The organism is Kitasatospora sp. CM 4170, from assembly GCF_032110285.1.
GTDB classification, from domain to species: domain Bacteria; phylum Actinomycetota; class Actinomycetes; order Streptomycetales; family Streptomycetaceae; genus Kitasatospora; species Kitasatospora aburaviensis.
Genome location: NZ_CP134877.1, coordinates 5595879 through 5619755 on the forward strand (window position 1 = coordinate 5595879; position 23877 = coordinate 5619755).

Annotated in this window: 26 protein-coding genes; 16 read left to right on the forward strand and 10 right to left on the reverse strand. The window is 74.5% G+C overall.

The window, feature by feature from the left end:
- Positions 1-81 precede the first annotated feature (81 nt).
- Genes RMN57_RS23950 through RMN57_RS23960 form a run of 3 tightly spaced genes read right to left on the reverse strand, consistent with a single transcriptional unit; the run spans position 82 to position 1719 of the window.
- A complete protein-coding gene (locus tag RMN57_RS23950; RefSeq protein ID WP_313765388.1) occupies positions 82-543 on the reverse strand; it encodes a DUF6113 family protein in 462 nt (153 codons plus the stop codon).
- Positions 540-1493, reverse strand: coding sequence for an N-acetyl-1-D-myo-inositol-2-amino-2-deoxy-alpha-D-glucopyranoside deacetylase (gene mshB, locus RMN57_RS23955; protein ID WP_313765389.1), 954 nt, complete (start codon positions 1491-1493; stop codon positions 540-542). The genes RMN57_RS23950 and mshB overlap by 4 nt, the downstream gene beginning before the upstream one ends.
- A 31-nt stretch (positions 1494-1524) precedes the next feature.
- Positions 1525-1719: a DUF2304 family protein gene (locus RMN57_RS23960; protein WP_238949974.1), complete on the reverse strand. Its 195-nt coding sequence runs from the start codon at positions 1717-1719 to the stop codon at positions 1525-1527.
- 314 nt (positions 1720-2033) lie between these two features.
- Between RMN57_RS23960 and RMN57_RS23965 the strand changes: the two genes are divergently transcribed.
- From RMN57_RS23965 to RMN57_RS23985, 5 genes are all read left to right on the forward strand, one after another.
- The gene (locus RMN57_RS23965) at positions 2034-4196 is read left to right on the forward strand and encodes a prolyl oligopeptidase family serine peptidase (RefSeq protein WP_313765390.1); all 2163 of its coding nucleotides are present in this window, start codon (positions 2034-2036) and stop codon (positions 4194-4196) included.
- A 205-nt stretch (positions 4197-4401) separates the two neighbouring features.
- The gene (locus RMN57_RS23970; protein WP_313765391.1) at positions 4402-5358 is read left to right on the forward strand and encodes an ABC transporter ATP-binding protein; all 957 of its coding nucleotides are present in this window, start codon (positions 4402-4404) and stop codon (positions 5356-5358) included.
- Positions 5355-6077, forward strand: coding sequence for an ABC transporter permease (locus RMN57_RS23975; RefSeq protein WP_313765392.1), 723 nt, complete (start codon positions 5355-5357; stop codon positions 6075-6077). The genes RMN57_RS23970 and RMN57_RS23975 overlap by 4 nt, the downstream gene beginning before the upstream one ends.
- 8 nt (positions 6078-6085) lie before the next feature.
- Complete coding sequence (locus tag RMN57_RS23980) at positions 6086-7336, forward strand: histidine kinase (protein WP_313765393.1); 1251 nt, start codon at positions 6086-6088, stop codon at positions 7334-7336.
- Between the two features lie 68 nt (positions 7337-7404).
- Positions 7405-8043 (forward strand): response regulator transcription factor, encoded by a 639-nt coding sequence (locus tag RMN57_RS23985; RefSeq protein ID WP_313765394.1) that lies wholly within the window; start codon positions 7405-7407, stop codon positions 8041-8043.
- A 9-nt stretch (positions 8044-8052) separates the two neighbouring features.
- On the opposite strand, the gene RMN57_RS23990 is transcribed toward RMN57_RS23985, so the two are convergent.
- Positions 8053-8925 carry a transglutaminase-like domain-containing protein gene (locus tag RMN57_RS23990; RefSeq protein ID WP_313765395.1) on the reverse strand — a complete coding sequence of 291 codons (873 nt, stop codon included), beginning with the start codon at positions 8923-8925 and terminating at the stop codon, positions 8053-8055.
- Positions 8926-8994: 69 nt separating this feature from the next.
- Positions 8995-9969 (reverse strand): GNAT family N-acetyltransferase, encoded by a 975-nt coding sequence (locus RMN57_RS23995; RefSeq protein ID WP_313765396.1) that lies wholly within the window; start codon positions 9967-9969, stop codon positions 8995-8997.
- A gap of 200 nt (positions 9970-10169) precedes the next feature.
- Between RMN57_RS23995 and fdxA the strand changes: the two genes are divergently transcribed.
- Positions 10170-10496 carry a ferredoxin gene (gene fdxA / locus RMN57_RS24000; RefSeq protein WP_238950001.1) on the forward strand — a complete coding sequence of 109 codons (327 nt, stop codon included), beginning with the start codon at positions 10170-10172 and terminating at the stop codon, positions 10494-10496.
- A 22-nt stretch (positions 10497-10518) separates the two neighbouring features.
- Complete coding sequence (dapC, locus tag RMN57_RS24005) at positions 10519-11679, forward strand: succinyldiaminopimelate transaminase (RefSeq protein WP_313765397.1); 1161 nt, start codon at positions 10519-10521, stop codon at positions 11677-11679.
- A 143-nt stretch (positions 11680-11822) separates the two neighbouring features.
- On the opposite strand, the gene RMN57_RS37105 is transcribed toward dapC, so the two are convergent.
- Together RMN57_RS37105 and RMN57_RS24015 are read right to left on the reverse strand one after the other, a co-directional pair.
- Positions 11823-12599, reverse strand: coding sequence for a hypothetical protein (locus tag RMN57_RS37105; protein WP_380234665.1), 777 nt, complete (start codon positions 12597-12599; stop codon positions 11823-11825).
- A 280-nt stretch (positions 12600-12879) separates the two neighbouring features.
- Complete coding sequence (locus RMN57_RS24015; RefSeq protein ID WP_313765398.1) at positions 12880-13896, reverse strand: hypothetical protein; 1017 nt, start codon at positions 13894-13896, stop codon at positions 12880-12882.
- Between the two features lie 160 nt (positions 13897-14056).
- Between RMN57_RS24015 and dapE the strand changes: the two genes are divergently transcribed.
- Positions 14057-15130 carry a succinyl-diaminopimelate desuccinylase gene (gene dapE, locus RMN57_RS24020; RefSeq protein ID WP_313765399.1) on the forward strand — a complete coding sequence of 358 codons (1074 nt, stop codon included), beginning with the start codon at positions 14057-14059 and terminating at the stop codon, positions 15128-15130.
- Positions 15131-15242: 112 nt separating this feature from the next.
- Positions 15243-16052 carry a TIGR00730 family Rossman fold protein gene (locus RMN57_RS24025; protein ID WP_313765400.1) on the forward strand — a complete coding sequence of 270 codons (810 nt, stop codon included), beginning with the start codon at positions 15243-15245 and terminating at the stop codon, positions 16050-16052.
- A 31-nt stretch (positions 16053-16083) separates the two neighbouring features.
- Here RMN57_RS24025 and folP read toward each other — a convergent pair whose 3' ends face one another.
- Positions 16084-16896, reverse strand: a complete 813-nt coding sequence (folP, locus tag RMN57_RS24030; RefSeq protein WP_313767940.1) for a dihydropteroate synthase — start codon at positions 16894-16896, stop codon at positions 16084-16086.
- A gap of 157 nt (positions 16897-17053) precedes the next feature.
- Here folP and RMN57_RS24035 point away from each other — a divergent pair, with 157 nt between their 5' ends.
- Together RMN57_RS24035 and RMN57_RS24040 are read left to right on the forward strand one after the other, a co-directional pair.
- On the forward strand, positions 17054-17494 hold the full coding sequence (locus tag RMN57_RS24035; protein WP_313765401.1) for a DivIVA domain-containing protein: 441 nt from the start codon (positions 17054-17056) through the stop codon (positions 17492-17494).
- Positions 17491-18078 carry a DNA-3-methyladenine glycosylase I gene (locus RMN57_RS24040; protein WP_313765402.1) on the forward strand — a complete coding sequence of 196 codons (588 nt, stop codon included), beginning with the start codon at positions 17491-17493 and terminating at the stop codon, positions 18076-18078. The genes RMN57_RS24035 and RMN57_RS24040 overlap by 4 nt, the downstream gene beginning before the upstream one ends.
- A gap of 23 nt (positions 18079-18101) precedes the next feature.
- Here the strand turns inward: RMN57_RS24040 and RMN57_RS24045 are convergent, their stop codons facing one another.
- The gene (locus RMN57_RS24045; protein WP_313765403.1) at positions 18102-18902 is read right to left on the reverse strand and encodes an enoyl-CoA hydratase-related protein; all 801 of its coding nucleotides are present in this window, start codon (positions 18900-18902) and stop codon (positions 18102-18104) included.
- Positions 18903-19202: 300 nt separating this feature from the next.
- Between RMN57_RS24045 and RMN57_RS24050 the strand changes: the two genes are divergently transcribed.
- On the forward strand, positions 19203-19370 hold the full coding sequence (locus RMN57_RS24050) for a DUF3117 domain-containing protein (RefSeq protein WP_014137929.1): 168 nt from the start codon (positions 19203-19205) through the stop codon (positions 19368-19370).
- A gap of 218 nt (positions 19371-19588) precedes the next feature.
- On the opposite strand, the gene RMN57_RS24055 is transcribed toward RMN57_RS24050, so the two are convergent.
- Positions 19589-20221: an O-methyltransferase gene (locus RMN57_RS24055; RefSeq protein ID WP_238950323.1), complete on the reverse strand. Its 633-nt coding sequence runs from the start codon at positions 20219-20221 to the stop codon at positions 19589-19591.
- 331 nt (positions 20222-20552) lie between these two features.
- On the opposite strand from RMN57_RS24055, the gene sigE reads away from it, so the two are divergent.
- The 4 genes from sigE (at position 20553) to RMN57_RS24075 (ending at position 23811) form a co-directional block, all read left to right on the forward strand.
- Positions 20553-21293 carry an RNA polymerase sigma factor SigE gene (sigE, locus tag RMN57_RS24060; RefSeq protein ID WP_380234720.1) on the forward strand — a complete coding sequence of 247 codons (741 nt, stop codon included), beginning with the start codon at positions 20553-20555 and terminating at the stop codon, positions 21291-21293.
- Positions 21290-22357, forward strand: coding sequence for a zf-HC2 domain-containing protein (locus tag RMN57_RS24065; protein WP_313765404.1), 1068 nt, complete (start codon positions 21290-21292; stop codon positions 22355-22357). The genes sigE and RMN57_RS24065 overlap by 4 nt, the downstream gene beginning before the upstream one ends.
- A 130-nt stretch (positions 22358-22487) precedes the next feature.
- Positions 22488-22937, forward strand: a complete 450-nt coding sequence (locus tag RMN57_RS24070) for a sec-independent translocase (RefSeq protein WP_313765405.1) — start codon at positions 22488-22490, stop codon at positions 22935-22937.
- Positions 22938-23136: 199 nt separating this feature from the next.
- Positions 23137-23811, forward strand: a complete 675-nt coding sequence (locus RMN57_RS24075; protein ID WP_313765406.1) for a hypothetical protein — start codon at positions 23137-23139, stop codon at positions 23809-23811.
- Positions 23812-23877 lie beyond the last annotated feature (66 nt).

A 23877-nucleotide genomic window follows, 5' to 3' on the forward strand; every position in this document is an offset into this window, starting at 1 on the left:
CGGTTCCTCCGGTATGAGAGTACGGCCGCGTGGCCCTGACTGCGCGTCGTACGGGCCGCGGTGCGAGGCCGTGCGGGGCGGTCAGCGCGGCGGGCCGGGGACCCCGGGGAACCAGCTGGTGCGGGTCGGCAGGGTGGCGCAGATCACGCCCAGGATCGATCCGACGAACAGCCAGGAGAGCGACGTGGCATTGGTCCAGAGGACATTGTCCCCCTCGGGCCGAGGGACCATCAGCAACAGCAGGGCCAGGAACCAGCCGGCCGCCGGGGCCGCCGCGCCGAGCCTGGTCCCGGTGATCCGCAGGCCGGCGTAGAAGGTGGCGCCGGTCGCCGCGAGTGCCAGCAGCACTCCCACGGGCGGCCACAAGGCCTGCACAAATGCTCCGCAGACGGAGACTGCGAAGCCCAGCAGGAAGAACAGGACATAAGCCGCGATCCGCCCGGCCCGCGGGGGCTGGGACTCCTTCAGGCGCTCGTCCCGGGTGCCCAGGACGGCCGCCGGGATCGAGCGGCGCGGCGGCCGGGCGTCGGCGGGCTCGGTCATCGGGCGCTCTCCTCGACGGGGCGGTCGGTGGCGGTGGGGTCGGCGGCGTCACCGGGGTCGGCGGCGTGGTCGGCGGCGCCCAGGCCGGCGAAGAGGTCGTCCTCCGGCAGCCGGGGCCCGGCCTGGCCGCGCACCAGCTGGTAGTACTCGGTGGCGATCAGCGGCTGTCCGAGGTCGTTGGAGAGTGCGAAGAAGGCCCCGGCCATGGTGATCTGGGTGGAGTGCGCGGCCATCGCGGCCGCCTTGCGGCCGGCGTACGCGGCCCCGTCCAGGACGGTGGTGACCGCGGCGTCGTCCACCACGCCCGGGACGTCCGCCGGCCCGGCGGTGCCGGGGAACGGCGCCGCGGCGGCGGTCTCGGCCAGGCCCCGCTCGATCACCGAGCGGGGCATCCGGTTCCAGTACACCTTGGCGATCCGCCAGGCCGGCCCCAGCTCGGGGCGGTAGGCCGGATCGGCGGCCAGCTCGTGCGCGCGCATGGCCACCCGGTGCGCCTGGATGTGGTCGGGGTGCCCGTAACCGCCGTTCTCGTCGTAGGTGACCAGCACCTGCGGCCGCACCTCGCGGACCACCGCGACCAGGTGGCCGGCCGCCTCGTCAACGTCCGCCCGCCAGAAGCAGCCGGGCACGTCGTTGTCGGGCACGCCCATCATGCCGGAGTCGCGGTAGCGCCCCGGGCCGCCGAGGAAGCGGACGTCGGTGACGCCGACCTCGCGCATCGCGGCGGTCAGCTCGCCGATCCGGTGGGCGCCGAGGGTGTCGTCCCGGTCCGCCGTCAGACGGGCCAGCTCGGGCGGGATCACCTCGCCGCCCTCGCCGAGGGTGCACGTCACCAGGGTGACGCGGGCGCCCTCGGCGGCGTACCGGGCCATGGTGGCGCCGTTGCCGATCGACTCGTCGTCGGGGTGGGCGTGCACCAGGAGCAGGCTGCGGCCGCTAGTCGGGGTCATGGGAGGAAGCCTAACCAGCGGCCGCGCGGGGTCAGAGCTTCAGGCCGTTGATCATCCCAGCGAGGTTGCTGGTGACCTCGCTGATCGAGGGGGCGATGGAGCTGGACGCCAGGTAGAAGCCGAGCAGCGCGCAGATGATCGCGTGTGCGAGCTTCAGTCCGGAGCGGCGGATCAGCACCACCACGATGACCAGCATCAGCATGGCTGCGGAGATGGACAAAGCCATGGCGGCTCACACCCCTTCTCGGGTGCGCCGCCCCCTGGCGGGGGCGACGGTCGGGACCGTGCGGGACTTGCGGTCGGGTGACCGGGGCCCGGGACGGGGCCCGACGATCACTCCTGGGACCAGTCATACCCGATGGGTGAGGGGCGCGTTACGCACCGTGAGTCTGCACACGCCGGGGCATCGTGGCACAAATGGGGCGCATGGGCCGGTCGGAAGGGGTGTGGACCCCTTCGGCGGGCACCCGGGGCCGATGCTCCGAACGAGTGATCACGATCCACCGGGCAGCGGCGCCCTGACGTCATAAGGTCGGTCCCATGACCTCCCACACCCCTGCGGACACCTTCCCGAGGCAGTACGCGCGCACCCTGCGCTACACCGTCGGCGCGCCCCGGTCCTTCGCCGTCGCATCCGACGGCTCCCGGGTCGTCTTCCTGCGCTCCCGGTCCGGCAGCGACCGGGCGAACCTGCTCTGGACCCTCGACACCGCCACCGGCGAGGAGCGGGTCGCGGCCGACCCGGCGGCCCTGCTCGGCGGCGGCGAGGAGGACCTCTCGCCGGCCGAGAAGGCCCGCCGCGAGCGCAGCCGCGAGGGCTCGGCCGGCATCGTCGGCTACGCCCTGGACGGCGCCGGCAAGGTCGCCGCCTTCGCCCTCTCCGGCCGGCTCTTCCTCGCCGACCTGGTGGCCGGCAGCAGCACCGAGCTGCCCGCCGAGGGCCCGCTGCTGGACCCGCGCCCCTCCCCGGACGGCGCCTTCGTCGCGTACGCCAACACCGCCGGCGAGCTGCGGCTCACCCGCACCGACGGCACCGCCGACTGGGCCTTCGCCCAGCCCGACGGCCCGAACGTGACCTGGGGCCAGGCCGAGTTCATCGCCCAGGAGGAGATGGACCGCGACCGCGGCTTCTGGTGGTCCCCGCAGAGCGACCGGCTGCTGGTCGAGCGGGCCGACGACAGCCCGGTCGGCCGCTGGTGGATCGCCGACCCGGCCAACCCGGGCAGCGAGCCGGCCGAGGTCGCCTACCCCGCCGCCGGCACCGCCAACGCCGAGACCGGCCTCTGGCTCCTCGGCCTGGACGGCAGCCGGACCGAGGTCGTCTGGGACCGCGAGGCCTTCCCGTACCTGGGCCGGGTGCACTGGTCCACCGGCGGGGTGCCGCTGCTCCTGGTCCAGGCCCGCGACCAGCGCAGCCAGCGGATCCTGGGTGTGGACGTGGAGACCGGTGCCACCGAGGTGCTGCACGAGGAGCGCGACGACGTCTGGCTGGAGCTGTTCACCGGCGTCCCGGCCTGGACGCCGGACGGCAAGCTGGTGCGGATCTCGGACACCGCGGGGGAGGACGGGGTGCGGGCGCTGGTGGTCGGCGACCACGCCGTCACGGGGGCGGACCTGCACCTGCGCGCCGTGCTCGCGGTGACCGCGGAGGAGGTCTTCTTCACCGCCTCCGGCGGCGCCGCGGAGACCGACCCCGAGCCCGGCTGGATCGGGGTCGGCCGGATCGGCCACGACGGCAAGCGGCTCTCCTGGGAGGCCGCCAACGGCCGGCCGTTCACCTCCGTCAGCACCGCGGTGCACGCGGCCGGGATCACCGTCCGGGCCACCGCCGAGCCCGACCTGCCCGGCACGCTGGTGCAGGTCGCCCGCGACCTGCCGGACGGCGTGGTGGTGGACGACGTCGCCACCATCGAGTCCTACGCCGAGACCCCGGTGATCACCGCCCGGCCGGTCTTCCGCTTCGCCGGCGAGCGTCGCATCCCCGCCGCGGTCTTCCTGCCCACCGGCTACGACCGCGAGCGGGACGGCCTGCTGCCGGTCCTGATGGACCCGTACGGCGGCCCGCACGGCCAGCGCGTCGTCCAGGCGCACAACCCGCACCTGAACTCGCAGTGGTTCGCCGACCAGGGCTTCGCGGTGGTCGTCGCCGACGGGCGCGGCACCCCCGGGCGCGGGCCCGCGTGGGAGAAGTCGATCGCCTTCGACTTCGCCGGCGCCACCCTGGACGACCAGGTGGACGCGCTGCAGGCGCTCGCCGGGGAGTTCCCGCTCGACCTCGGCCGGGTGGCGATCCGCGGCTGGTCGTACGGCGGCTACCTCGCGGCCCTCGCCGTGCTGCGCCGCCCGGACGTCTTCCACGTGGGCGTGGCCGGCGCCCCGGTGACGGACTGGGAGCTGTACGACACCCACTACACCGAGCGCTACCTGGGCCACCCGGCCGAGCGGCCCGAGGTGTACGCGGCCAACTCGCTCGGCGGTTACGCGGCCGGGCTGGAGCGGCCGCTGATGATCATTCACGGTCTGGCGGACGACAACGTGGTGGCCGCGCACACCCTGCGGCTCTCCTCGGCCCTGCTGGCCGCCGGACGGCCGCACACCGTGCTGCCGCTCTCCGGCGTCACCCACATGACCCCGCAGGAGGAGGTCGCCGAGAACCTGCTGCTGCTCCAGGTCGACTTCGTGAAGAAGTCGCTCGGGATCTGAGCGGGTGCGCGGCCCGGGCCCGATCCGGGCCCGGGCCGCGCACCGACCTGCGGCTCCGGCGGCCGGTGCCCGGCGGTCCGGGCCCCGGCCGCCGGTATGACATCCGTCATGCCGAAGGCACGACGGCGGGCACTGACGCCGCGGCCCCCGCGCGCGGGACTCTGAGGTGGTGCGAAGGACACCACCAGGGGAGAGGACCGGGACGATGGGCACCGAGGTAGCCGCCTTCCGGAACGTCAGCAAGAGCTACGGGCGGGTGCGCGCGGTCGACGGCCTCGACCTCGTCCTGCGGCCGGGCGAGACGGTGGCCCTGCTGGGCCCCAACGGCGCCGGCAAGTCCAGCAGCCTGGACCTGCTGCTCGGGCTGCGCGAGCCCGACCACGGCACCGTCGAGCTGTTCGGCGGGGCCCCGCGGGCCGCGATCGCGGCCGGCCGGGTCGGCGCGATGCTGCAGAGCGGCGGGCTGATGGCCGACGTCAAGGTCCGCGAACTGGTCCGGCTGGCCTGCGACGTGCACCCGCGCGGCCGGGCGGTCGGCGAGGTGCTCGCCGACGCCGGGATCACCGAGCTGGCCGAGCGCCGGGTCGACCGGCTCTCCGGCGGCCAGGAGCAGCGGGTGCGGTTCGCCCTGGCGATCGCCGGCGCCAACGACCTGATCGTCCTCGACGAGCCCACCACCGGCATGGACGTCTCCGTCCGCAAGGCGTTCTGGGCGAGCATGCGGGCCCAGGCCGACGTCGGGCGCACGGTGCTGTTCGCCACCCACTACCTGGAGGAGGCGGACTCGATCGCCGACCGGGTGCTGGTGCTGCACCGGGGCCGGCTGATCGCCGACGGCTCCTCGGCCGAGATCAAGGCGAAGGCCGGGGCGCGCCGGATCACCTTCGAACTGCACGACGCCGACGGCCCGTTCGACGACTCCGCGCTGCGGGCCCTGCCCGGTGTGCTGGCCCTCGACGTCACCGCCCGGGTGCCCGGGGTGCGGACGGTCCGGATCCGGACCGCGGACGCCGACGCGGGCGTCGCCGGGCTCTACCGCGCGGGCCTGTACCCGCGCGGTCTGGAGGTCACCGGCCTCGGCCTGGAGCAGGCCTTCCTGACCATCACCGGCGAGCAGGACGCCGCCGACAGCAGCGAGTTCGCGACGGAGGCCGCGCGATGACCACCCTGATCCGCCTGGAGATCCTGCGCACCCTGCGCAACAGGAAGTACCTGCTCTTCACGGTCCTCTACCCGGCGCTGATGTACGTCTTCTTCATCAACGCCTACGGCGCCCGAGGGCTGGCCGGCGGTCTCCCGGTGAAGACCTACTTCATGGTCTCGATGGCCACCTTCGGCGCCGTCGGGTCGGTGCTGACCGGCAGCGCGCAGCGGATCTCGCTGGAGCGCAAGAGCGGGTGGACCCGCCAGCTGCGGCTGACCGCGCTGCCCGGCCGGGCGTACACCGTGGCGAAGATCGCCGCCAGCGCGGTGACCACGCTGCCCGCGATCCTGGTGGTCTTCGCCGTCGGCGCCTCCCAGGGGGTGGAGCTGGGGGCGGGCCGGTGGGTCGGCCTGGTGGCCGCGCTCTGGCTGGGCAGCTTCGTCTTCGCGGCGCTCGGGGTGGCGCTCGGCTACGCGGCGGCGCCGGACTCGGTGCAGACCATCGTGATGATCACCTACATGGCGCTGGCGCTGTTCGGCGGGACGTGGTTCCCGGTGAGCGGCACGCTGGAGACCTTCGCCCGGTTCAACCCGGTGTACCTCTACAACAAGCTGGCCACCTTCACCCAGCCCGGGCACGCGCTCGACCTGGGCGCCGTCGCGGGTCTGGCCGGCTTCCTGGTGGTCTTCGTCGCGGCCGCCGCCGCGCTGTACCGCCGGGACACCCGGCGGGCATGATGGCCAGCATGCCCGAAACGCCCCACGCCCACCCGTCCGACGAACATCCGGAGGTGGGCGTGGCGCGTACCTCGTTCATGACCATCCCGGGCTCCCCGGTGGAGACCAGGCGCCAACTGCTGGTCAAGGTCAGCTGGATGCTGCTCTGGATGGTCTACCTGCTCTACCCGGTGGGCGACCTGCTGCACGGCGGCCACGGCACCGCCGCCACGGTGGTCGGCTGGATCGCGCTCACCGGGTTCGTGACCGGCTACGCCAGCCTGGTCGTGATCCGCTCCCAGGCCGCGGCGGCGCCGATGGCGGGCCGGGCCGTCGTCGCGGGGCTGGTGCTGACCGCGGTGGTCGCCGCCTTCACCCTGGGAACGGCCTGGCTCACGCTGTTCACCTACGCCTCGGTGGCCGTCGCGATCATCGCGCCGGTGCGCTACGCGCTCGCCGGGGTGGGCGGCATGGCCGGCCTCACCGTCGTGGTCGGGCTGCTCAGCCACGCCGACCGCGGCGACATCCCCACCATCGCGCTCACCGCCTTCCTGTCCGGCGTCGCGATGACCGGGCTGCAGCGGCTGGTCGCCACCATGCGGGAGCTGCGCGAGGCCCGGGCCGCCGTCGCCCACCTCGCCGCCTCCGAGGAGCGGCTGCGGCTCGCCCGGGACCTGCACGACCTGCTCGGGCACTCGCTGTCGCTGATCACCCTGAAGAGCGAGCTCGCCGGGCGGTTCATGGACGCCGGCAAGGACGAGGCGGCCCGGGCGCAGGTGGCCGACATCGAGAACGTGGCCCGGCAGTCGCTGATCGACGTGCGGGAGGCCGTGACCGGGTTCCGCCGGCCCACCCTGCCGGTCGAACTGGCCGCCGCCCGGACGGCGTTGGCGGCCGCGCAGGTCGGCCTGGAGGCGGCGCCGGAGCTGGTCGAGGCCTGGCCGGGGCTGGCCACCGAGGAGGCGGGCGCGCTGGCCTGGGCGCTGCGCGAGGCCGTCACCAACATCGTCCGGCACGGCGAGGGCGCCACCCTCTGCACGGTGCGGGCGGACGAGGCCTGGGAGGGCGACGGCGAGCGGTTCGCCGTCCTGGAGATCACCGACAACGGCAAGGGGCCGGGCAAGTCCGCCCCGGGGAACGGGCTCTCCGGCCTGGACGAGCGGCTGGCGCTGGTCGGCGGCCGGCTGGAGACCGGGCCCGGGGAGCGCGGGAAGGGCTTCCGGCTGCGGGCGCTGGTCCCGCTGCGGACCGTCCCGGCCCCGGCGGCCCCGGCCGGCTGAGGCCGCCGGGGCGTCCCTCCGGGCCGGCCCGGGCCCCACCGGGCGGACACGCCTTAGGGTCTGACCCCATGAGTGAGATTCGGAACGACGGTGCCCCGGCCTCCGTGCGCGTGCTGCTCGCGGAGGACCAGGGGATGGTCCGGGAGGCGCTGGCCGCGCTGCTCGGGCTGGAGGGGGACATCGACGTCGTCGCGCAGGTCGGCCGGGGCGACGAGGTGGTCGCGGCGGCGGTCGCCCACGACGTGCAGGTCGCCGTGCTCGACATCGAGATGCCCGGGATGACCGGCATCGAGGCGGCGGCGCTGCTGCGCAAGGAGCGGCCGCAGACCAGGGTGGTGATCGCGACCACCTTCGGCCGCCCCGGCTACCTGCGGCGGGCGATGGAGTCCGGCGCGGACGCGTTCCTGGTGAAGGACGCCCCGGCCGCCGAACTGGCCGAGGCGATCCGCCGGGTGCTGCGCGGCGAGCGGGTGATCGACCCGGCGCTGGCCGCAGCGGCGCTCGCCGAGGGCGCCAACCCGCTGACCGCCCGGGAGCGGGACGTGCTGGCGGCCGCCGCGGACGGCGCGGTGAACGCGGACATCGCCCGCCGGCTGCACCTCTCCGAGGGGACGGTGCGCAACTACCTCTCGATGGCGATCCAGAAGACCGAGGCCCGCAACCGCACCGAGGCGGTCCGGATCGCCCGGGAGAAGGGCTGGTTGTGAGCCGGCGGGTCAGTTGAGCCGGTGCCGCGCCGCCCGGGCGTCCAGCCGGACCCTGGCCGCGGCGTCCGGGTCGAAGGCGTCCAGGATCTCCGCGTAGGCGTCCATCTCGGCCGAGCCGCCCAGGAAGTCCCCGGTGCGCACCAGCAGTTCGGCGCGCTCCAGCCGCAGCTGGGCGGGGTGACGGGGGAGCAGCAGGGCGAGCTCGGCGGCCCAGAGCTGGGTGCGGGCGTGCTCGGGGCGATCGGCTGCCCAGGCGCGGATGTTGCCGAGCACCCGCAGCACGACGTCCAGCGGCTGGGCGGGGGTGAGCAGCTCGGGGGCGAACTCCCGCCCGGCGGAGTGGACCAGGCGGGCCGCGTCCTCGGGGTCGAGCAGCCGCCCGCCGTGGAACGGGTCGGCCAGGACGTACTCGTCGCCGCCGCCCGGGCCGCCGATCGCGACGATGAAGTGGCCGGGCAGGGCGATGCCGTGCACCGTGAGCCCGGCCCGGCGGCCGACGGCCATCCAGACCAGCGACAGCATGATCGGCAGCCCGCGCCGCCGCCGCAGCACCTCCGGCAGCAGCGAGGACTCCAGCCGCCGGTAGTCGGACTGCCGCCCGTGGAACCGCTCCCGCCCGCCCAGGACGGCGGCCAGCAGCGCGGCGGTCTCCTCCGGACCGGCCGGCGCGCGCTCGGCGACCGCCCGCCGGACGGCGGCGGCGTGACGTTCCAGGGCGGCCTCGCAGGCGGCCAGCAGGGCCTCCGGGGTGGGCGCCTCGCCGAGGTCGTCCGGCTCCGGGAGGGTGGGGTGCTCGGCGGCGGCGAGTAGGCAGAGCAGCACCGGATCGGGGTGCTCGGCCCGGGCCTCGGTCCGGAAGCGTGCTCTGCTCTGCTCGGTCACGGTGGCTGCGACGGCTTTCGTACGGGCGGACGGAGGGGGCTGCTGGGCGGGTGCGGGTGCGGGTGCGGGCTAGGCCTCGGGGAGGCGGGCGTAGTGGTAAGTGTGACTGGTCTCGAAGCCCATTCCGTCATAGAGCGCGATCGCACCGTCGTTCTCCGCCTCGACCTGCAGGTAGCCGGCGGTCGCGCCCTCCTCGGCGGCCCGGGCGGCGAGCACCGCCATCACCGCGGTGGCCAGGCCCCGGCGGCGGGCCCACGGCGCCACCTCGACGGCGCCGAAGCAGGCCCAGGGGCCGTCGATGACACAGCGTCCGATGGCGAGGACGGGCGGGGTGTCGTCGCCCTCGGTCCCGCAGCCCCAGGTGTCGTGGACGGTGGCGAACCAGACCGAGGGGCCGCCGTGGAGCACCGCGCGGGCGGCCTCCTCGACCGCCGGCTCGCCGGTGACCCGCCGGTACAGTGACGTCCAGTCGGGCCCGGCGGTCCGCGCCAGCCGCACCCGGTCCCGGGCGGCCTTGTCCCCGGTCCTGCTCAGCGGCGCCAGTTCGGCCACCCGGACCAGGGTCGGCGCGTACGCGGCGCCCAGCCGGTCCAGCTCGGCCCGCAGGTCCTCCGGCGCGCCTGGCGTGACGACCTCGACCCAGGCCGGCAGGCCGCGCGCCGCGTACCACCGCCGTACGGCGGCCAGCGCCTCGGGCAGCGGCACCCCGGGGTCGCCCAGTGCCTGCACCGAGTTGGCCCGCCGGGTGAAGCCGGCCGAGGCGCGCAGCGTCCACTCGCCGAGCGGCTCCTGCTCGACGGCGGGCCAGCCGCGCGCGGCGATCCGCTGCAGCTCCACCGGCGACACGCCCGGGAGCGGGGCACGCCGCGCAGGGAAGAGCGGCACCACCTTGCCCGCGACCAGCAGCCTTTCGTCGAAGGAGACCGGACCGCCGCTGCGCGGCTCGACGGTCAGCCCACGATCGTCCCACGATGTGAGTACGCCGATCACATCGCGGAACACGGGGCGGCCGTCCGCGAACTCCGCGACACGCCGAACGGACACGCGTCGTCCCACGTCAGAGCGGTCTATCCGGACCTCGGGGCGGTCCTGGACCGGTCCGTCGACGACCATCTGGCCACCTCCTGTGCATTTGCGGTCTCCGACCCGCGATACTAGGGGCGGGCATCGACGACGCCGCGCTCACCCGCGCACGCGAGCAAAACAGAATGGGCCGCCGAGCCCTTCCGAGGAGGAACGACAGCGTGACCTACGTCATCGCGCAGCCTTGTGTCGACGTCAAGGACAAGGCGTGCATCGAAGAGTGCCCGGTTGACTGCATCTACGAGGGCGAGCGATCGCTCTACATCCACCCGGATGAGTGTGTCGACTGTGGCGCTTGCGAGCCGGTCTGCCCGGTCGAGGCGATCTTCTACGAGGACGACACTCCCGAGGAGTGGAAGGACTACTACAAGGCGAACGTCGAGTTCTTCGACGACCTCGGTTCGCCCGGTGGTGCCTCGAAGCTCGGCCTGATCGAGCGCGACCACCCGTTCATCGCCGCTCTGCCGCCGCAGAACGCCGGCCACTGACCCGATCGGTGGCAACTGAGCTGTGAGCACCAAGAACAGCACGCACGCGCCGTTCCCGGGCCATCCGGGAGCGGCGCGCCGCGTTTCCGACGTCCTGCCGGTCTTCCCCTGGGACAAGCTGGAGCCGTACAAGCGCACCGCCCTCGCCCACCCGGGCGGGCTCTGCGACTTCTCCGTGGGCACCCCCGTCGACCCGGTGCCGGAGGTGATCCAGAAGGCGCTGTCCGCCGCCACCGACACGCCCGGCTACCCGACGGTCTGGGGCCCGGTGGAGCTGCGCGAGGCGGTCGCCGGCTGGCTGCGCCGCCGGGTCGGCGCCGAGATCGGCCCGCAGGCCGTCCTGCCGACCGTCGGCTCCAAGGAGCTGGTGGCCTGGCTGCCGACCCAGCTCGGCCTCGGCCCCGGTGACCAGGTGGCCTACCCGCGCCTGGCCTACCCGACCTACGAGGTGGGCGCCCGGCTCTGCGGCGCCGAGCCGGTCGAGTACGACTCGGTGGACGAGCTGGACGGCTCCCGGGTCCGCCTGCTCTGGGTCAACTCGCCGTCCAACCCCACCGGCCGGGTGCTCGGCAAGGACGAGCTGCGCCGCGCGGTGGCGTGGGCGCGGGAGCACCGGGTGCTGCTGGTCAGCGACGAGTGCTACCTGGAGCTGGGCTGGGAGGCCGACCCGGTCTCCGTCCTGCACCCGGACGTCTGCGGGTCCGCCGCCGACGGTGGGTCGCACGAGGGCCTGCTGGCCGTCCACTCGCTCTCCAAGCGCTCCAACCTGGCCGGCTACCGCGCCTCCTTCGTGGCCGGCGACCCGGTGGTGGTCAGGGAGCTGCTGGAGGTGCGCAAGCACAGCGGCATGATCGTCCCGGCGCCGGTCCAGGCGGCGACGGTCGCGGCGCTCGGGGACGACGCGCACGTGGCCGAGCAGCGGACGCGCTACGCGGCCCGGCGTTCGGCGCTGCGGGCGGCGCTGGAGGCGTACGGCTTCCGGGTCGAGCACTCGGAGGCGAGCCTCTACCTGTGGGCGACCCAGGACCGGCCGTGCTGGGAGACCGTCGCCGAACTGGCGGAGCTGGGCATCCTGGTGGCGCCCGGTGACTTCTACGGTCCGGCCGGCGGTCGCTTCGTCCGGGTCGCGTTCACCGCGACCGACGAGCGGGTCGCGGCGGCCGTGGAGCGGCTGCGCGGCTGAACACGCACGAACGGGAGGGGCCGGTGTCCAGCAGGACACCGACCCCTCCCGTCGTCACCGGGCTCCGCCGCGATCAGTGCGGATCGGTGCGGGTCAGAGCGGACCGGCGTGGATCAGTGCGGATCAGAGCGGATCGGCGTGGATCAGCCGATCGGCAGGCCGCCCAGGCCGCCGCCGCCGATGGCGCCGAGCAGGCCGGTGATCGGGCTGAGGCCGGAGAGCGGGGAGTTCGGTCCGAGGTCCGCGCCGCCGAGGCGGTTGGCCGAGCCGTGCTCGGCGAGGCCCAGCACGTCGGCGCCGGGCACCGCGGAGGTGGCCTCGGCGGGCAGCGCACGCTGCAGCGCGCCGAGCGGCAGGGCGTCGGTCAGGGCGTTGGCACCGGGGACGGCGCCGGTGAGCGAGCCGGTGCCGGGCAGGCCCTGGGTCAGTCCGGCGGTCTGGGAGAGCCCGCCGACCGGGTTGGCGCCCGCGCCCGCGCTGCGGCCGGCCGGGGCCTGGGCGCCGGTGACGGCCTCGCCGGCCTTGTCGGCCAGCGCGGTGGCGACCTTCGGGGTGAGCGCGGAGAGCTGGCCGGTGGTGGCGGCGGTCTTGTCGACCGGCGCGGTCAGCGAGCCGGCCTTCTCGTTCGCCTCGGGGAGCTGGTGGGCGACGATGTTGCCGGTGGCGTCGGCGGTGGCCGGCACGCCCGCGGCGACGGTGGCCGCACCGGTGTCACCGGCGGCCCGGCCCAGCTCGTGGGTGGTGTGCTGGAGGGTGGAACCCGCGTCGGTGTTGGTCAGCTGGCCCAGCGGGGCAGCCAGGTCGGACTTGGGCAGCAGGGCGTCGGCGGCGGACGCGGAGCCGGCCGCGACCAGCGGGGTCGCGCCGGCCGCCACGAGCAGCGCGGCCTGGGCGATCCGGCGCGTGAGGGGGTGAGACATGGGGCTCCTCGAAGGGTCTTGGGTCCGTCCCGTCCGCCGGGCGGACGACGTCATTACCGCTTGAGAAGCCAGAAGGTTTCGGCCGGTGCAAGGAACAGACCTGACCGACGATCGGATCGTATGGCCGCTGCCACCGGACCGGAGATGTCCCGACGGACCGGCCGGACACCGGGTGCGCCAAGGGCAGTGACGGTTCTGCACCAGGTCGGCCCCGGCCGGTCCGGCGTCCACCGCGGTTGACCGGTTTCACCCGTTCAGCGGCAACCCGGACACCAGTGCGTCAGCTCTTGCCGGGCGCGGCCAGGGTGACCAGCACCAGCTTGGTCGAGGTCCCGGTCGGCTGCGGCTTCCAGCCGTCCTCGGACTTGCCCTTCCGCCAGATCTTCCCGTCGTAGGCGACCGTCTCGATGCCGAGCTTCTGGGCCTGCGTCACCGCCCAGTGCGCCACCTCCCAGCCGTTCTGACGCTCCGCCTCCGGGCCGGCGTCGGTGCTGGCGGCCGGGTCCGGGGTCAGCGAGACGGCGTTCTCGGCGCCCTTGATGGTGGAGCTGTAGCCGGCGGCCGGGGTGACCGTCCGCCCGAACTCGCGGCGCACCCGGTCGGTCAGCGCCTGCGTCCGGTCCGGCCGGGCGGCGGGGGAGGCGGAGGGCGCCCCGGAGGCGCCGGGCGAGGCGGTGTCCTCGTCCGACTCGGGGGCGGCGAAGTCGTGCACCACGCAGTTGAGCGAGGCGGCCTCGCGGCCGGTGAGGGCGGAGGCGAGCAGCGTCGCCTTGGTCTCGTGCTTGGCGTACGCCTGCGGGTAGCCGCTCTTCTGCACCTGCTGGGCGGCGTCGGTCAGCGGCAGCCGGGTGTAGCCGGGCACCTTGACCAGGCCGTCCAGGAACTTGTTGGTCGCGTAGACCGGGTCCGAGATCTGCTCCACCGTGCCCCAGCCCTGCGAGGGCCGCTGCTGGAACAGCCCGACCGAGTCGCGGTCGCCGCCCGTCAGGTTGCGGATCTTGGACTCCTGCATCGCCGTCGCCAGCGAGATCGTCACCGCCCGGTCGGGCAGGCCGCGCGCGTGCGCCACGGCGGCGATCGTCGCGGCGTTGGCCGCCTGCGGGACCTCCAGCGTCCCCTCGCCGGCCGGGGTCTTCACCGAGCACCCCTCCGGCGTCAGCTTCTGGTCGCGCAGCCAGAACAGGCCGACCGCGACCGCCGCGAGCACCAGCAGGCCGATCAGCACCACGCGCAGTGGCCGACGGCGCCGCCGGGGCGCCGCGTCGCCGTTCCGCCTGCCGCTCTTCCTCCTGGCCACCGCCGCCCCTCTCCACCGAGCACTTGATCCACCGTGCACCTGAACCGACACCGTACCCACTCGGACGGGTGTGCGGGGCCCGCAGGTTGCCGTCCCGGTGTCACAGCGCTGCCACAGCGGGGTCGCGGCGGGCCGGGGCACCGGGACTACGCTGGCGACCATGAGCAGCCCGAAGACGCCCCTGGACCTCACCCTCGACGGCGGTGCGCTGACCGCCGCCCTGGTCGACTTCCCGTCGGTCAGCGGCGACGAGCAGGCGCTGGCCGACGCCGTGGAGGCCGCCCTGCGCGGCTACCCGCACCTCACCGTGGACCGGTACGGCAACAACGTGGTCGCCCGGACCGGTCTCGGTCGCGGCGAGCGCGTCCTGCTCGCCGGGCACCTGGACACCGTGCCGATCGCCGACAACCTGCCCTCCTACGTCGAGGGCGACCTGCTCTACGGTTGCGGCACCTCCGACATGAAGTCCGGCGTCGCCGTGCAGCTGCGGCTGGCCGCCACCCTGACCGAGCCCAACCGCGACCTCACCTTCGTCTTCTACGACTGCGAGGAGGTGGAGGCCCACCGCAACGGCCTCGGCCACCTCGCCGCCGCGCACCCGGACTGGCTGACCGCCGACTTCGCGGTGCTGATGGAGCCCAGCGGCGCCGCCGTCGAGGGCGGCTGCCAGGGCACCATGCGGGTGCAGGTCCGGCTGACCGGCGTGCGCGCCCACGCGGCCCGCAGCTGGCTCGGCGACAACGCCATCCACCACGCCGCCGAGGTGCTCACCCGGCTCGCCGACTACCGGCCGCGCCGGGTGGAGATCGACGGCCTGGAGTACCGCGAGGGCCTCAACGCGGTCCGGATCGACGGCGGCGTGGCCGGCAACGTCATCCCCGACGAGTGCGTGGTGACGGTCAACTTCCGCTACGCGCCCGACCGCAGCGAGGCGGACGCGGAGAAGCACCTGCGCGAGGTCTTCGACGGCTTCGACGTGACCGTCACCGACTCCGCCCCGGGGGCGCTGCCCGGCCTCGGGCAGCCCGCCGCGCAGGCCTTCCTGGCCGCCACCGGCGGCGTCGCCCGGGCCAAGTTCGGCTGGACGGACGTGGCCCGGTTCAGCGCGCTCGGCGTCCCGGCGGTCAACTACGGCCCGGGCGATCCGAACCTCGCGCACAAGCGGGAGGAACACTGCTCGCTCAGCGCGATCGCGGAGACCGAGGAGCGGCTGCGGGCCTGGCTCACCGCCTGACCTCCGGCCGGCGGGCGACCGGGAGGGCGGCGGCCGAACGCCACCTTCCGGTTGCCCAACCGACCTCCCACCGTTGCCTGAAAACGGGGATCAACGGGCGTAGGGTTTCGTCATGACAGGCACTGGAGACGAGAAGCACTACGGTCACGGTCCCGAGCGGGTGGGCGAGCCGCGCCCGAAGAAGGCGTGGCCCGAGAAGCAGAAGGGCCCGGTGCTGGTGCGCCGGGACCAGGTCGGCGAGAGCACGACGGACCAGCGCCTGCTGGACACCACCGGCCCGACCGACTGGCTGCACACCGACCCGTGGCGGGTGCTGCGGATCACCTCCGAGTTCGTCGAGGGATTCGGCGCGCTCGCCGAACTCCCGCCCGCGATCAGCGTCTTCGGCTCCGCCCGGACGCCGGTCGACTCGCCCGAGTACGCGGCCGGCGTGGCCATCGGCCGTGCGCTGGCCGAGGCCGGCTACGCGGTGATCACCGGGGGCGGCCCCGGCGCGATGGAGGCCGCCAACCGCGGCGCCTCGGACGCCGGGGGCCTCAGCGTCGGCCTCGGCATCGAGCTGCCCTTCGAACAGGGGCTCAACGAGTTCGTCGACCTCGGGCTGAACTTCCGTTACTTCTTCGTCCGCAAGACGATGTTCGTGAAGTACGCGCAGGGCTTCGTGGTGCTGCCCGGCGGCCTCGGGACGCTGGACGAGCTGTTCGAGGCGCTCACCCTGGTGCAGACGAAGAAGGTCACCCGGTTCCCGGTGATCCTCTTCGGCAGCGAGTACTGGGGCGGGCTCTTCGACTGGCTGAAGAACACGCTCGTCGCGCAGGGCAAGGCCGCCCCGCACGACCTGGAGCTCTTCCACATCACCGACGAGATCGACGAGGTCATGAAGATCCTCGCCGACGCCCGCCGCCCGGTGAACGAGATCTAGGGACCCCGGGGCCGGGGGATCCGCCCGGGTCTCAGGCCAGCCCCCGGCGGGCGACCGCCGGGGGGCGGGTGCCCCGGATCGAGGCGACCATGTCCAGCACCTGCCGGGTCTCCGCCACCTGGTGCACGCGGTACACCTGCGCGCCCAGCCAGGCCGAGACGGCGGTGGTCGCCAGCGTGCCCAGCAGCCGCTCGTCGACCGGCTTGTCGAGCGTCTCGCCGACGAAGTCCTTGTTGGAGAGCGAGACCAGCACCGGGAAGCCGGTCGCGGTCATCTCCGGCAGCCGCCGGGTCGCCTCCAGCGAGTGCCGGGTGTTCTTGCCGAAGTCGTGTCCCGGGTCGATGATCACCGAGTCCCGCCGCACGCCCAGCTCCACCGCGCGCTCGGCCAGCCCGACGGTCACCCGCAGGATGTCCGCCATCACGTCCTCGTAGCCGACCCGGTGCGGGCGGGTGCGCGGCTCGGCGCCGCCCGCGTGCGTGCAGACCAGGCCGGCGCCGTACCGGGCGGCGACCTCGGCGAGCTTCGGGTCCACCCCGCCCCAGGCGTCGTTCAGCAGGTCCGCGCCCACCTCGCAGACCGCCTCGCCGACCTCGTGCCGCCAGGTGTCCACGCTGATCACGGCCTCGGGGTGGCGCTTGCGCAGCTCCGCCACGAACGGCACCGTGCGCCGCAGCTCCTCCTCGACCGTGACCTCGTCGCCCGGCCCGGCCTTAACCCCGCCGATGTCCAGGATCGCGGCGCCCTCGGCCATCGCGCGGTCGGCGGCGGCGAACGCGGCCTCGTCGGCGAACGTGGCGCCCTTGTCGAAGAACGAGTCCGGGGTGCGGTTGACGATCGCCATGATCACCAGCTCGTCGTCACCGAATTCCCGTGGTCCCAGGCGCAGTGCCACCGATGTCTCCTCCACAGCTGCTGCGGGTGCGATGATGGCCCCCGGCCTCTCGGGAACCATGATCCCACCAGGACGGGGGCCGGCCGGGAGTTCGGGAGGACCGCACGTGTTCTGGGTGATCGTGGTGGCGATGGCCGTGGTGGTCGGCGGCGCCGCACTGGTGGCGCTCGGCGGGGGCGGATCGCTGCCGGAGGCGGAGCAGGACCGGATCGCCGTACGGCTGCCGCAGGACCGTCCGCTGAGCCACGACGACGTCGCCGACATCCGGCTGCCGATGGCCCTGCGCGGCTACCGGATGGAAGAGGTGGACGACGTCCTCGACCGGCTGGGCGCGGAGCTGGCCTACCGGGACGCCCGGATCGCCGAGCTGGAGGCCCTCGCCGCGGTGCGCGGCGCCGTCGAGGCCACCGACCGTCCGGACGCCGGCGCCGAACCGCTGCCCGGTCTGGAGGAGTTCGCCAAGGTGGTCGAGCCCGCCGTCAACCTGGCCAAGGGCGCCGAGCCGGCCGCCGGCCCGGAGGACGCCAAGCCGGGCGAGGGCCGGTGAGCGCGGGCGGGGCCGTGGTCGGCCCGGACGGCCTGCGCCGCTGCGCCTGGGGCGACTCGACGGACGACTACCGGGTCTACCACGACACCGAGTGGGGCCGCCCGGTGCACGGGGACGACGCGCTGTTCGAGCGGGTCTGCCTGGAGGCCTTCCAGTCCGGGCTGTCCTGGATCACCATCCTGCGCCGCCGTGAGGGCTTCCGGTCCGCGTTCGCCGGCTTCGAGATCGCGAAGGTCGCCGAGTTCGGCCCGGACGACGTCGAGCGGCTGCTCGGCGACACCGGCATCATCCGCAACCGGGCCAAGATCGAGGCCGCGATCGCCAACGCCAGGGTCGCGCGCGACCTGGACGGCGGCCTGGACACCCTGATCTGGCAGTTCGCCGGTGACCCGGACCGGCCGGCCCCCCGCAGCCTGGAGGAGGTGCCGGCCGTCACGCCCGAGTCGACGGCGCTGGCGAAGGCGCTGAAGAAGGCGGGCTTCCGCTTCGTCGGCCCGACCACCGCCTACGCGCTGATGCAGGCCTGCGGACTGGTCGACGACCACCTCGCCGACTGCCACGCCCGCGGCCCGCAGGGACGCTAGGCCCGAAGGCGCCCGCAGGCCCGCTAGCGGCCCAGGTACTTCGGCTTCTCCTTGGCGATGAAGGCGCGGACCGCGATCCGGTGGTCCTCGCTCGCGCCGGCCAGGGTCTGCAGCTCGTCCTCCTTGTCGAGCAGCTCGTCCAGCGTGTGCGCGGCGCCGTACGCCAGCGACTCCTTGATCGCCCCGTACGCCACCGTCGGGCCCTCGGCCAGCTCCTTGGCGAAGACCCGCGCGGTGGCGGCGAGCTCGGCCGCCGGGACCACCTTGGTGGCCAGGCCCAGCTCCATCGCCTCGGTCGACTTCACCGTGCGCGGCAGCATCAGCAGCTCGGTCGCCTTGGCGTGCCCGACCAGCCGGGGCAGCGTCCAGGAGGCGCCCGAGTCGGTGGTCAGCGCGATCCCGGCGAACGCGGTGTTGAAGCCGGCCGTGTCGGCGATGATCCGGAAGTCGCAGGCGAAGGCCAGCGAGGCGCCCGCACCGGCCGCCACGCCGCCGACCGCGGCCACCGTCGGCTTGCGCATCCCGGCCAGGGCGCGCAGCAGCGGGTTGTAGTGCTCGGCGACGGTCTTCAGCGCGCCCTCGCCGGTCTCCTCGGCCCGCTTGAGCATGCCGAGGTGCTCCTTGAGGTCCTGTCCGACGCAGAACGCCCGGTCGCCGGCGCCGGTCAGCAGCACCGCCCGCACCGCCCGGTCCTCGGCCGCCGCGGCCACGGTGTCCCGCAGCGCCACCTTGGTCGCGGTGTCCAGCGCGTTCATCGCCTCCGGACGGTTGATGGTGATGACGGCCAGGCCGCCGTCCAGCTCGTACAGCACGGAATCGGACATGGGCGAGGGGACTCCCTTTGTGATCGTCGACGGGTCGGTCGTGTGTCAGGATGCCGGAGCGCGCGGCCGCGTGGGGAGTGTGAGGTATCGCACCTTTCGGTGGCGTACGGATCGCCGCCGCGCCGGGGCTTATGCCGGGAAATGCCCCGCTTGGGGTGGGTCCGGCCCTGGTTGCACCGAGAGTGATGTTGGTCATCAGGCCGTGGCATGCGGGATAATGGCTTCCGATCAATGCGTTCGATACCGGCGGTGGACGGACTGCCGGTGCGTAGCTGAGCGGTTGCAGGAAGGGGAACGAGCATGGCGGCCATGAAGCCGCGGACGGGTGACGGCCCGCTCGAAGTCACCAAAGAGGGGCGGGGCATCATCATGCGCGTTCCGCTCGAAGGCGGCGGACGCCTCGTGGTGGAGCTCACGCCTGACGAGGCCGACGCCCTCGGCGAGGCCCTGAAGAAGGCCTGCGGCTGACCGCAGCGGGTGCTCGCCATCTCCTGGAGATGTGCTGCCGGGCCCGGGTACGACGATTCGTCGGCCCGGGCTCTGTGGTTCCCGGGGCGTTCGGCCCGCGCCGGCCGCCCCGCCCGCGCCGGCCCGGTGCCGGCCGCCCGGCCTGTGCGGGCCCGGTGCCGGCCGTCACACCCGCGCGGGCGCCTTACCGGCCGCCCGCCCGCGTCGCGGCGGACCGGTCAGCGCTTGACCGCGCAGAGCAGCCCGTCCGAGACCGGCAGCAGGGCCGGCAGCAGGGCCTCGCTCTCCCGGACGTCCCGGACCAGGTCGCGCACCGCGTGCGTCTGCGGGTCCTGCAGCTCGGGCTCGGCCAGCCGGCCCTCCTGGAAGACCCCCTCGAAGCAGACCATCCCGCCCGGCCGCAGCAGCCGCAGCGACTCCGCCAGGTACTCCCGGGACTCCGCCGGATCGCCGTCGCAGAACACCAGGTCGTACTGGCCGTCCGCGAGCCGGGGCAGCACCTCCAGCGCCCGGCCCGGTATGAACCGTGAGCGGTTGGCCGCGAACCCGGCCGCCTGGTAGGCCTCCCGCGCCAGCTGCTGGCGCACCGGCTCGGAGTCCACGGTGGTGAGCACGCCGTCCGGCCGCATCCCGCGCAGCAGGTAGACGCCGGAGACGCCCGTGCCGGTGCCGATCTCGGCGACCGCCTTGGCGTCCAGCGCCGCCGCGAGCAGCCGCAGGCAGGCGCCGCCGCTCGGCCCGATCGCCCTTATGCCGGTCCGCGCGGACTGCGCCCGGGCGTAGGTCAGCACCGCGTCCTCCCCGACGTAGGTGTCGGCGAGGGCCGCGCGTGCGGGCCCGAACTCGCTGATGGCTGCCTCTTTCGGAGCCCCGGGTGGCGGCCCGGCGCGGAGCGTGGTCGATGCGGATGTCGATATTTCCTGCCACAGATTACTGGCCGCCCGGGAACCGCGTACGGCGGCGGGCCGTTGCTGGAGAAGGGACCCGGTGAAGGCGACGCCTCCCGGGCCGGACCCCGGGGCTTGACAACCGGGGCACTTTTATCCGGGCTTGACGGGTGAGGTGGATATGGTGGTGGCCCTGCTGGGCAGAAGAGCCGACCGAGGAGGTGTGGCCGAGGGCGACGTCCCCGTGCGGCGGCATCCCCGCGGCACCGCGTCGGCCCGTACGCCGAAGCCCGTGATGAACCAGCCTGCGCACTCCCCCCTGGACCTGCCGGCCGCCGAGACGCCGGCCGCCGGTACCGCCGAGGCCCCCGCCGCTCTCGCGAGCTTCGCCGAGGGCCCCGACGCGCAGACCTGGACTCCGCCCACCTGGGAGGAGATCGTCGAGGCTCACAGCGCCCGCGTCTACCGCCTGGCCTACCGCCTGACGGGCAACCAGCACGACGCCGAGGACCTCACCCAGGAGGTCTTCGTCCGGGTGTTCCGCTCGCTGTCCACCTACACCCCCGGCACGTTCGAGGGCTGGCTGCACCGGATCACCACCAACCTCTTCCTGGACATGGTCCGCCGACGCCAGCGCATCCGCTTCGACGCGCTCGGCGAGGACGCGGCCGAGCGCCTGGCCAGCCGCGAGCCCAGCCCGGCCCAGCACTTCAGCGACACCCACTTCGACGCCGACGTCCAGCAGGCGCTGGACACCCTCGCTCCCGAGTTCCGGGCCGCCGTGGTGCTCTGCGACATCGAGGGCCTCTCCTACGAGGAGATCGCCGCCACGCTCGGCGTGAAGCTCGGCACCGTCCGCAGCCGGATCCACCGCGGCCGCTCGCACCTGCGCGCCGCGCTCAAGCACCGCGCGCCCGGTGCGGCCCCCGGCCGTGAGCGCCGGGGCGGCTCCGCGGAGCCGGTTCCGGTGCCGGTCGGCGCCGTGGCCGGGGAGGCCCCGGGCTCCCCGGGCGGGCGCGGACGGAGGCGATCGTGAGCGGAACCGGCCGATCGGGGCCGGGCGGGCCGGAGGCGGGCGGCCGGGCCGCCACCCGCCGGAGCGGCTGGGCCCAGCTGGGCCGCCGCAACCAGGACGGTCCCGAGACGCCCGTACCACCCGCCGGCGCGCTGCCGGGCACGCCCGCCCTGCGTGCGGTCGCCGTACGCCCCACCGAGCCCGCCGAGGAGCACCACCTGGGTGAGCGGCTCTCCGCCTTCGTCGACGGCGAGCTCGGCCACGACTCGCGCGACCGCGTCCAGGCGCACCTGGCCACCTGTCCCCAGTGCCTCGCCGAGGCCGACGAGGGCCGCGCCGTCAAGCACCTGCTGACCCGGACCGACACGCCCGGCCCGTCCTCGGCGCTGATGGCCCGGCTGATGGCCGTCGGCGCCCTGGAGGAGGACGAGCGGCCGGGGGCCGCCGACCGCCCCCGCCGTGACGACGACGACCTGCCAGGCGGCGGCCTCCCCACCGCCTGGGGCTCCCCCCGGCCGGAGGCCGGCGGAGGCACGCTCGGGGGCAGCCGGCTGAACGGCGGCTCGTTCGGCCGCGGCGCCGGCGCCTCCTTCGGCGGCGGGGCGCTCGGCGCCGACGCGCCGTTGCCGGGCGTCGACCCGCGTGCCTTCGGGCGCGGCGGGTCCGTGCTGCGTCCGCTGATGGGACGGCGTGCCGCGCGCCCCGAGCAGTCCGCCCGCCCGGAGGAGTCCGTGCGGCCCCAGCCCGCGGCGGCCTCCGCCGGTCCCGCGGTCCTGCGCCCCGCGCCGCCGCGCGGCCGCCGGTTCGTCTTCGCCGCCGCCGGGGCCTTCTCGGTGGCCGCGGTGACGCTGGGCGGGGTCGGCGGCCTCAGCGCGCAGAGCGAGGACCAGCACGGTGGCACCTCGGTGAGCCCGGTCGGTGACACCGGCCGCAGCGGCGGCGGGCCGGTCCCGATGACCGCGAAGGTCCCGGTGGACCTCCCGGTCCGCCCGGTGTCGGCCAACCGCGAGGCGACCCCGCCGTACGCGCTGCCGGACCGCACCCCCAGCTCCGGCCTCGCCGGACTGCACCACGAGAACCGCTAGCGCAGTCGGGCCTCCCAGGGCGCGGCCATCGGCGGGTCTTCACCACGGCTTCATCACAGTGTGGGCCGCAGACCCGCCGGTGGCCATTACGCTGGTAGGAACTGTTGCCCGACGAGCTTAGGGAGCTTAGTTGTTCAGCGACGTAGGCTCACTGGAGATCCTGACCCTGGTCATCATGGCCATCGTGATCTTCGGTCCGGACAAGCTGCCGAAGCTGATCCAGGACACCATGGGCTTCATCCGGAAGATCCGGTCCTTCGCCGACAACGCGAAGGAGGACATCCGCAGCGAGCTGGGCCCCGAGTTCAAGGACTTCGAGTTCGAGGACCTCCACCCCAAGACCTTCGTCCGCAAGCAGCTCCTGGGCGACAACGAGGACCCGCTGGGCCTCAAGGAGATGCGGGAGGGCCTGGACATCCGCTCGGTGCTGGACGACAAGCCGGCCCCGGCGGTGAACGGCCACGGCCGCGCCGGCACGGTCAGCATGGACAAGTCCGCCGTCGCCGCTCCGGCCGCGGCCGGAGCCGGTGGCCCGCTCGCCCCGGGTGAGCGCCCCCCGTTCGACCCCGACGCGACGTAGGTCGCGGCGACACCACCGCCCCGCTCGGCCGCACGGCTGAGCGGGGCGGTGGCGTGTGCGCCGCTATTGTGCTGATTGTTCCCGCTGTGCCGTCTGTCACTTCCGGCCCGTTCCGGACCGAAGACGCCGCCGGGGACGCCGCGGTACGCCACCATGGGAGCGCGCCGCGGCAGGATACGTGCGTTGAGGAGGCCCGGGGATGGACGCGACGAGTCATGCGGTGGGGACGGCGACGGCCGGTGGCCGGGTGGTCGGCGGCCAGGCCGGTCCGGCGGACCCGCTGGTGCCCTACCTGACCGCGGACTTCCCCTGGTACGGCCTGGACGACGGCTGGACCGGCCGCCGCTACCTGATGCAGGCGGGCGCCGGCGGCCCGCGCGCCGGGGAGTCCGGCAGCGTCGACTACGGCACGCTGGGCCACGGCGAGGAGCCGGCCAGGCAGTACGAGCCGCGCGACACGCGGAAGTTCGCCGTGGTCGTCACGGTCGCCCGCCGGGACAGCCGCCGCAGCGCCGACAACACCGGCACCCTGGAGGCGACCTCCGCCTCCTCCGCGGCCTGGCTGGCCGGCTCCGGCCTGCTCGCCGCGACCTGGCCGGGCCAGCTGGACCGCGCGCTGCGCCAGGACTGGCTGGACCAGCAGAGCTCCCTCGCCTGGGACCTCGCCGACGACCTGGCCGGCCCCGGCTGGTCCACCCTCAGCCTCCCGGTGAACGGGCTGCCGCAGCCCTTCCGCTACCGCGAGTCCGAGTACGGCTGGGTGCTCGCCGGCGAGGCCCCGGGCGTCCTGCTCGGCGCCTTCGGCCGCGGCGTCAGCGCCTACGGCACCGGCTTCGCCACCGTCCCCGACCTCACCGCCTACACCCGCCCGTAGGGCCTTCCCGCCCGGCAGCGCCGCGGCGCCGCCCCGGGCAGCCGGAAGGGGCCGGACGCCGACCGC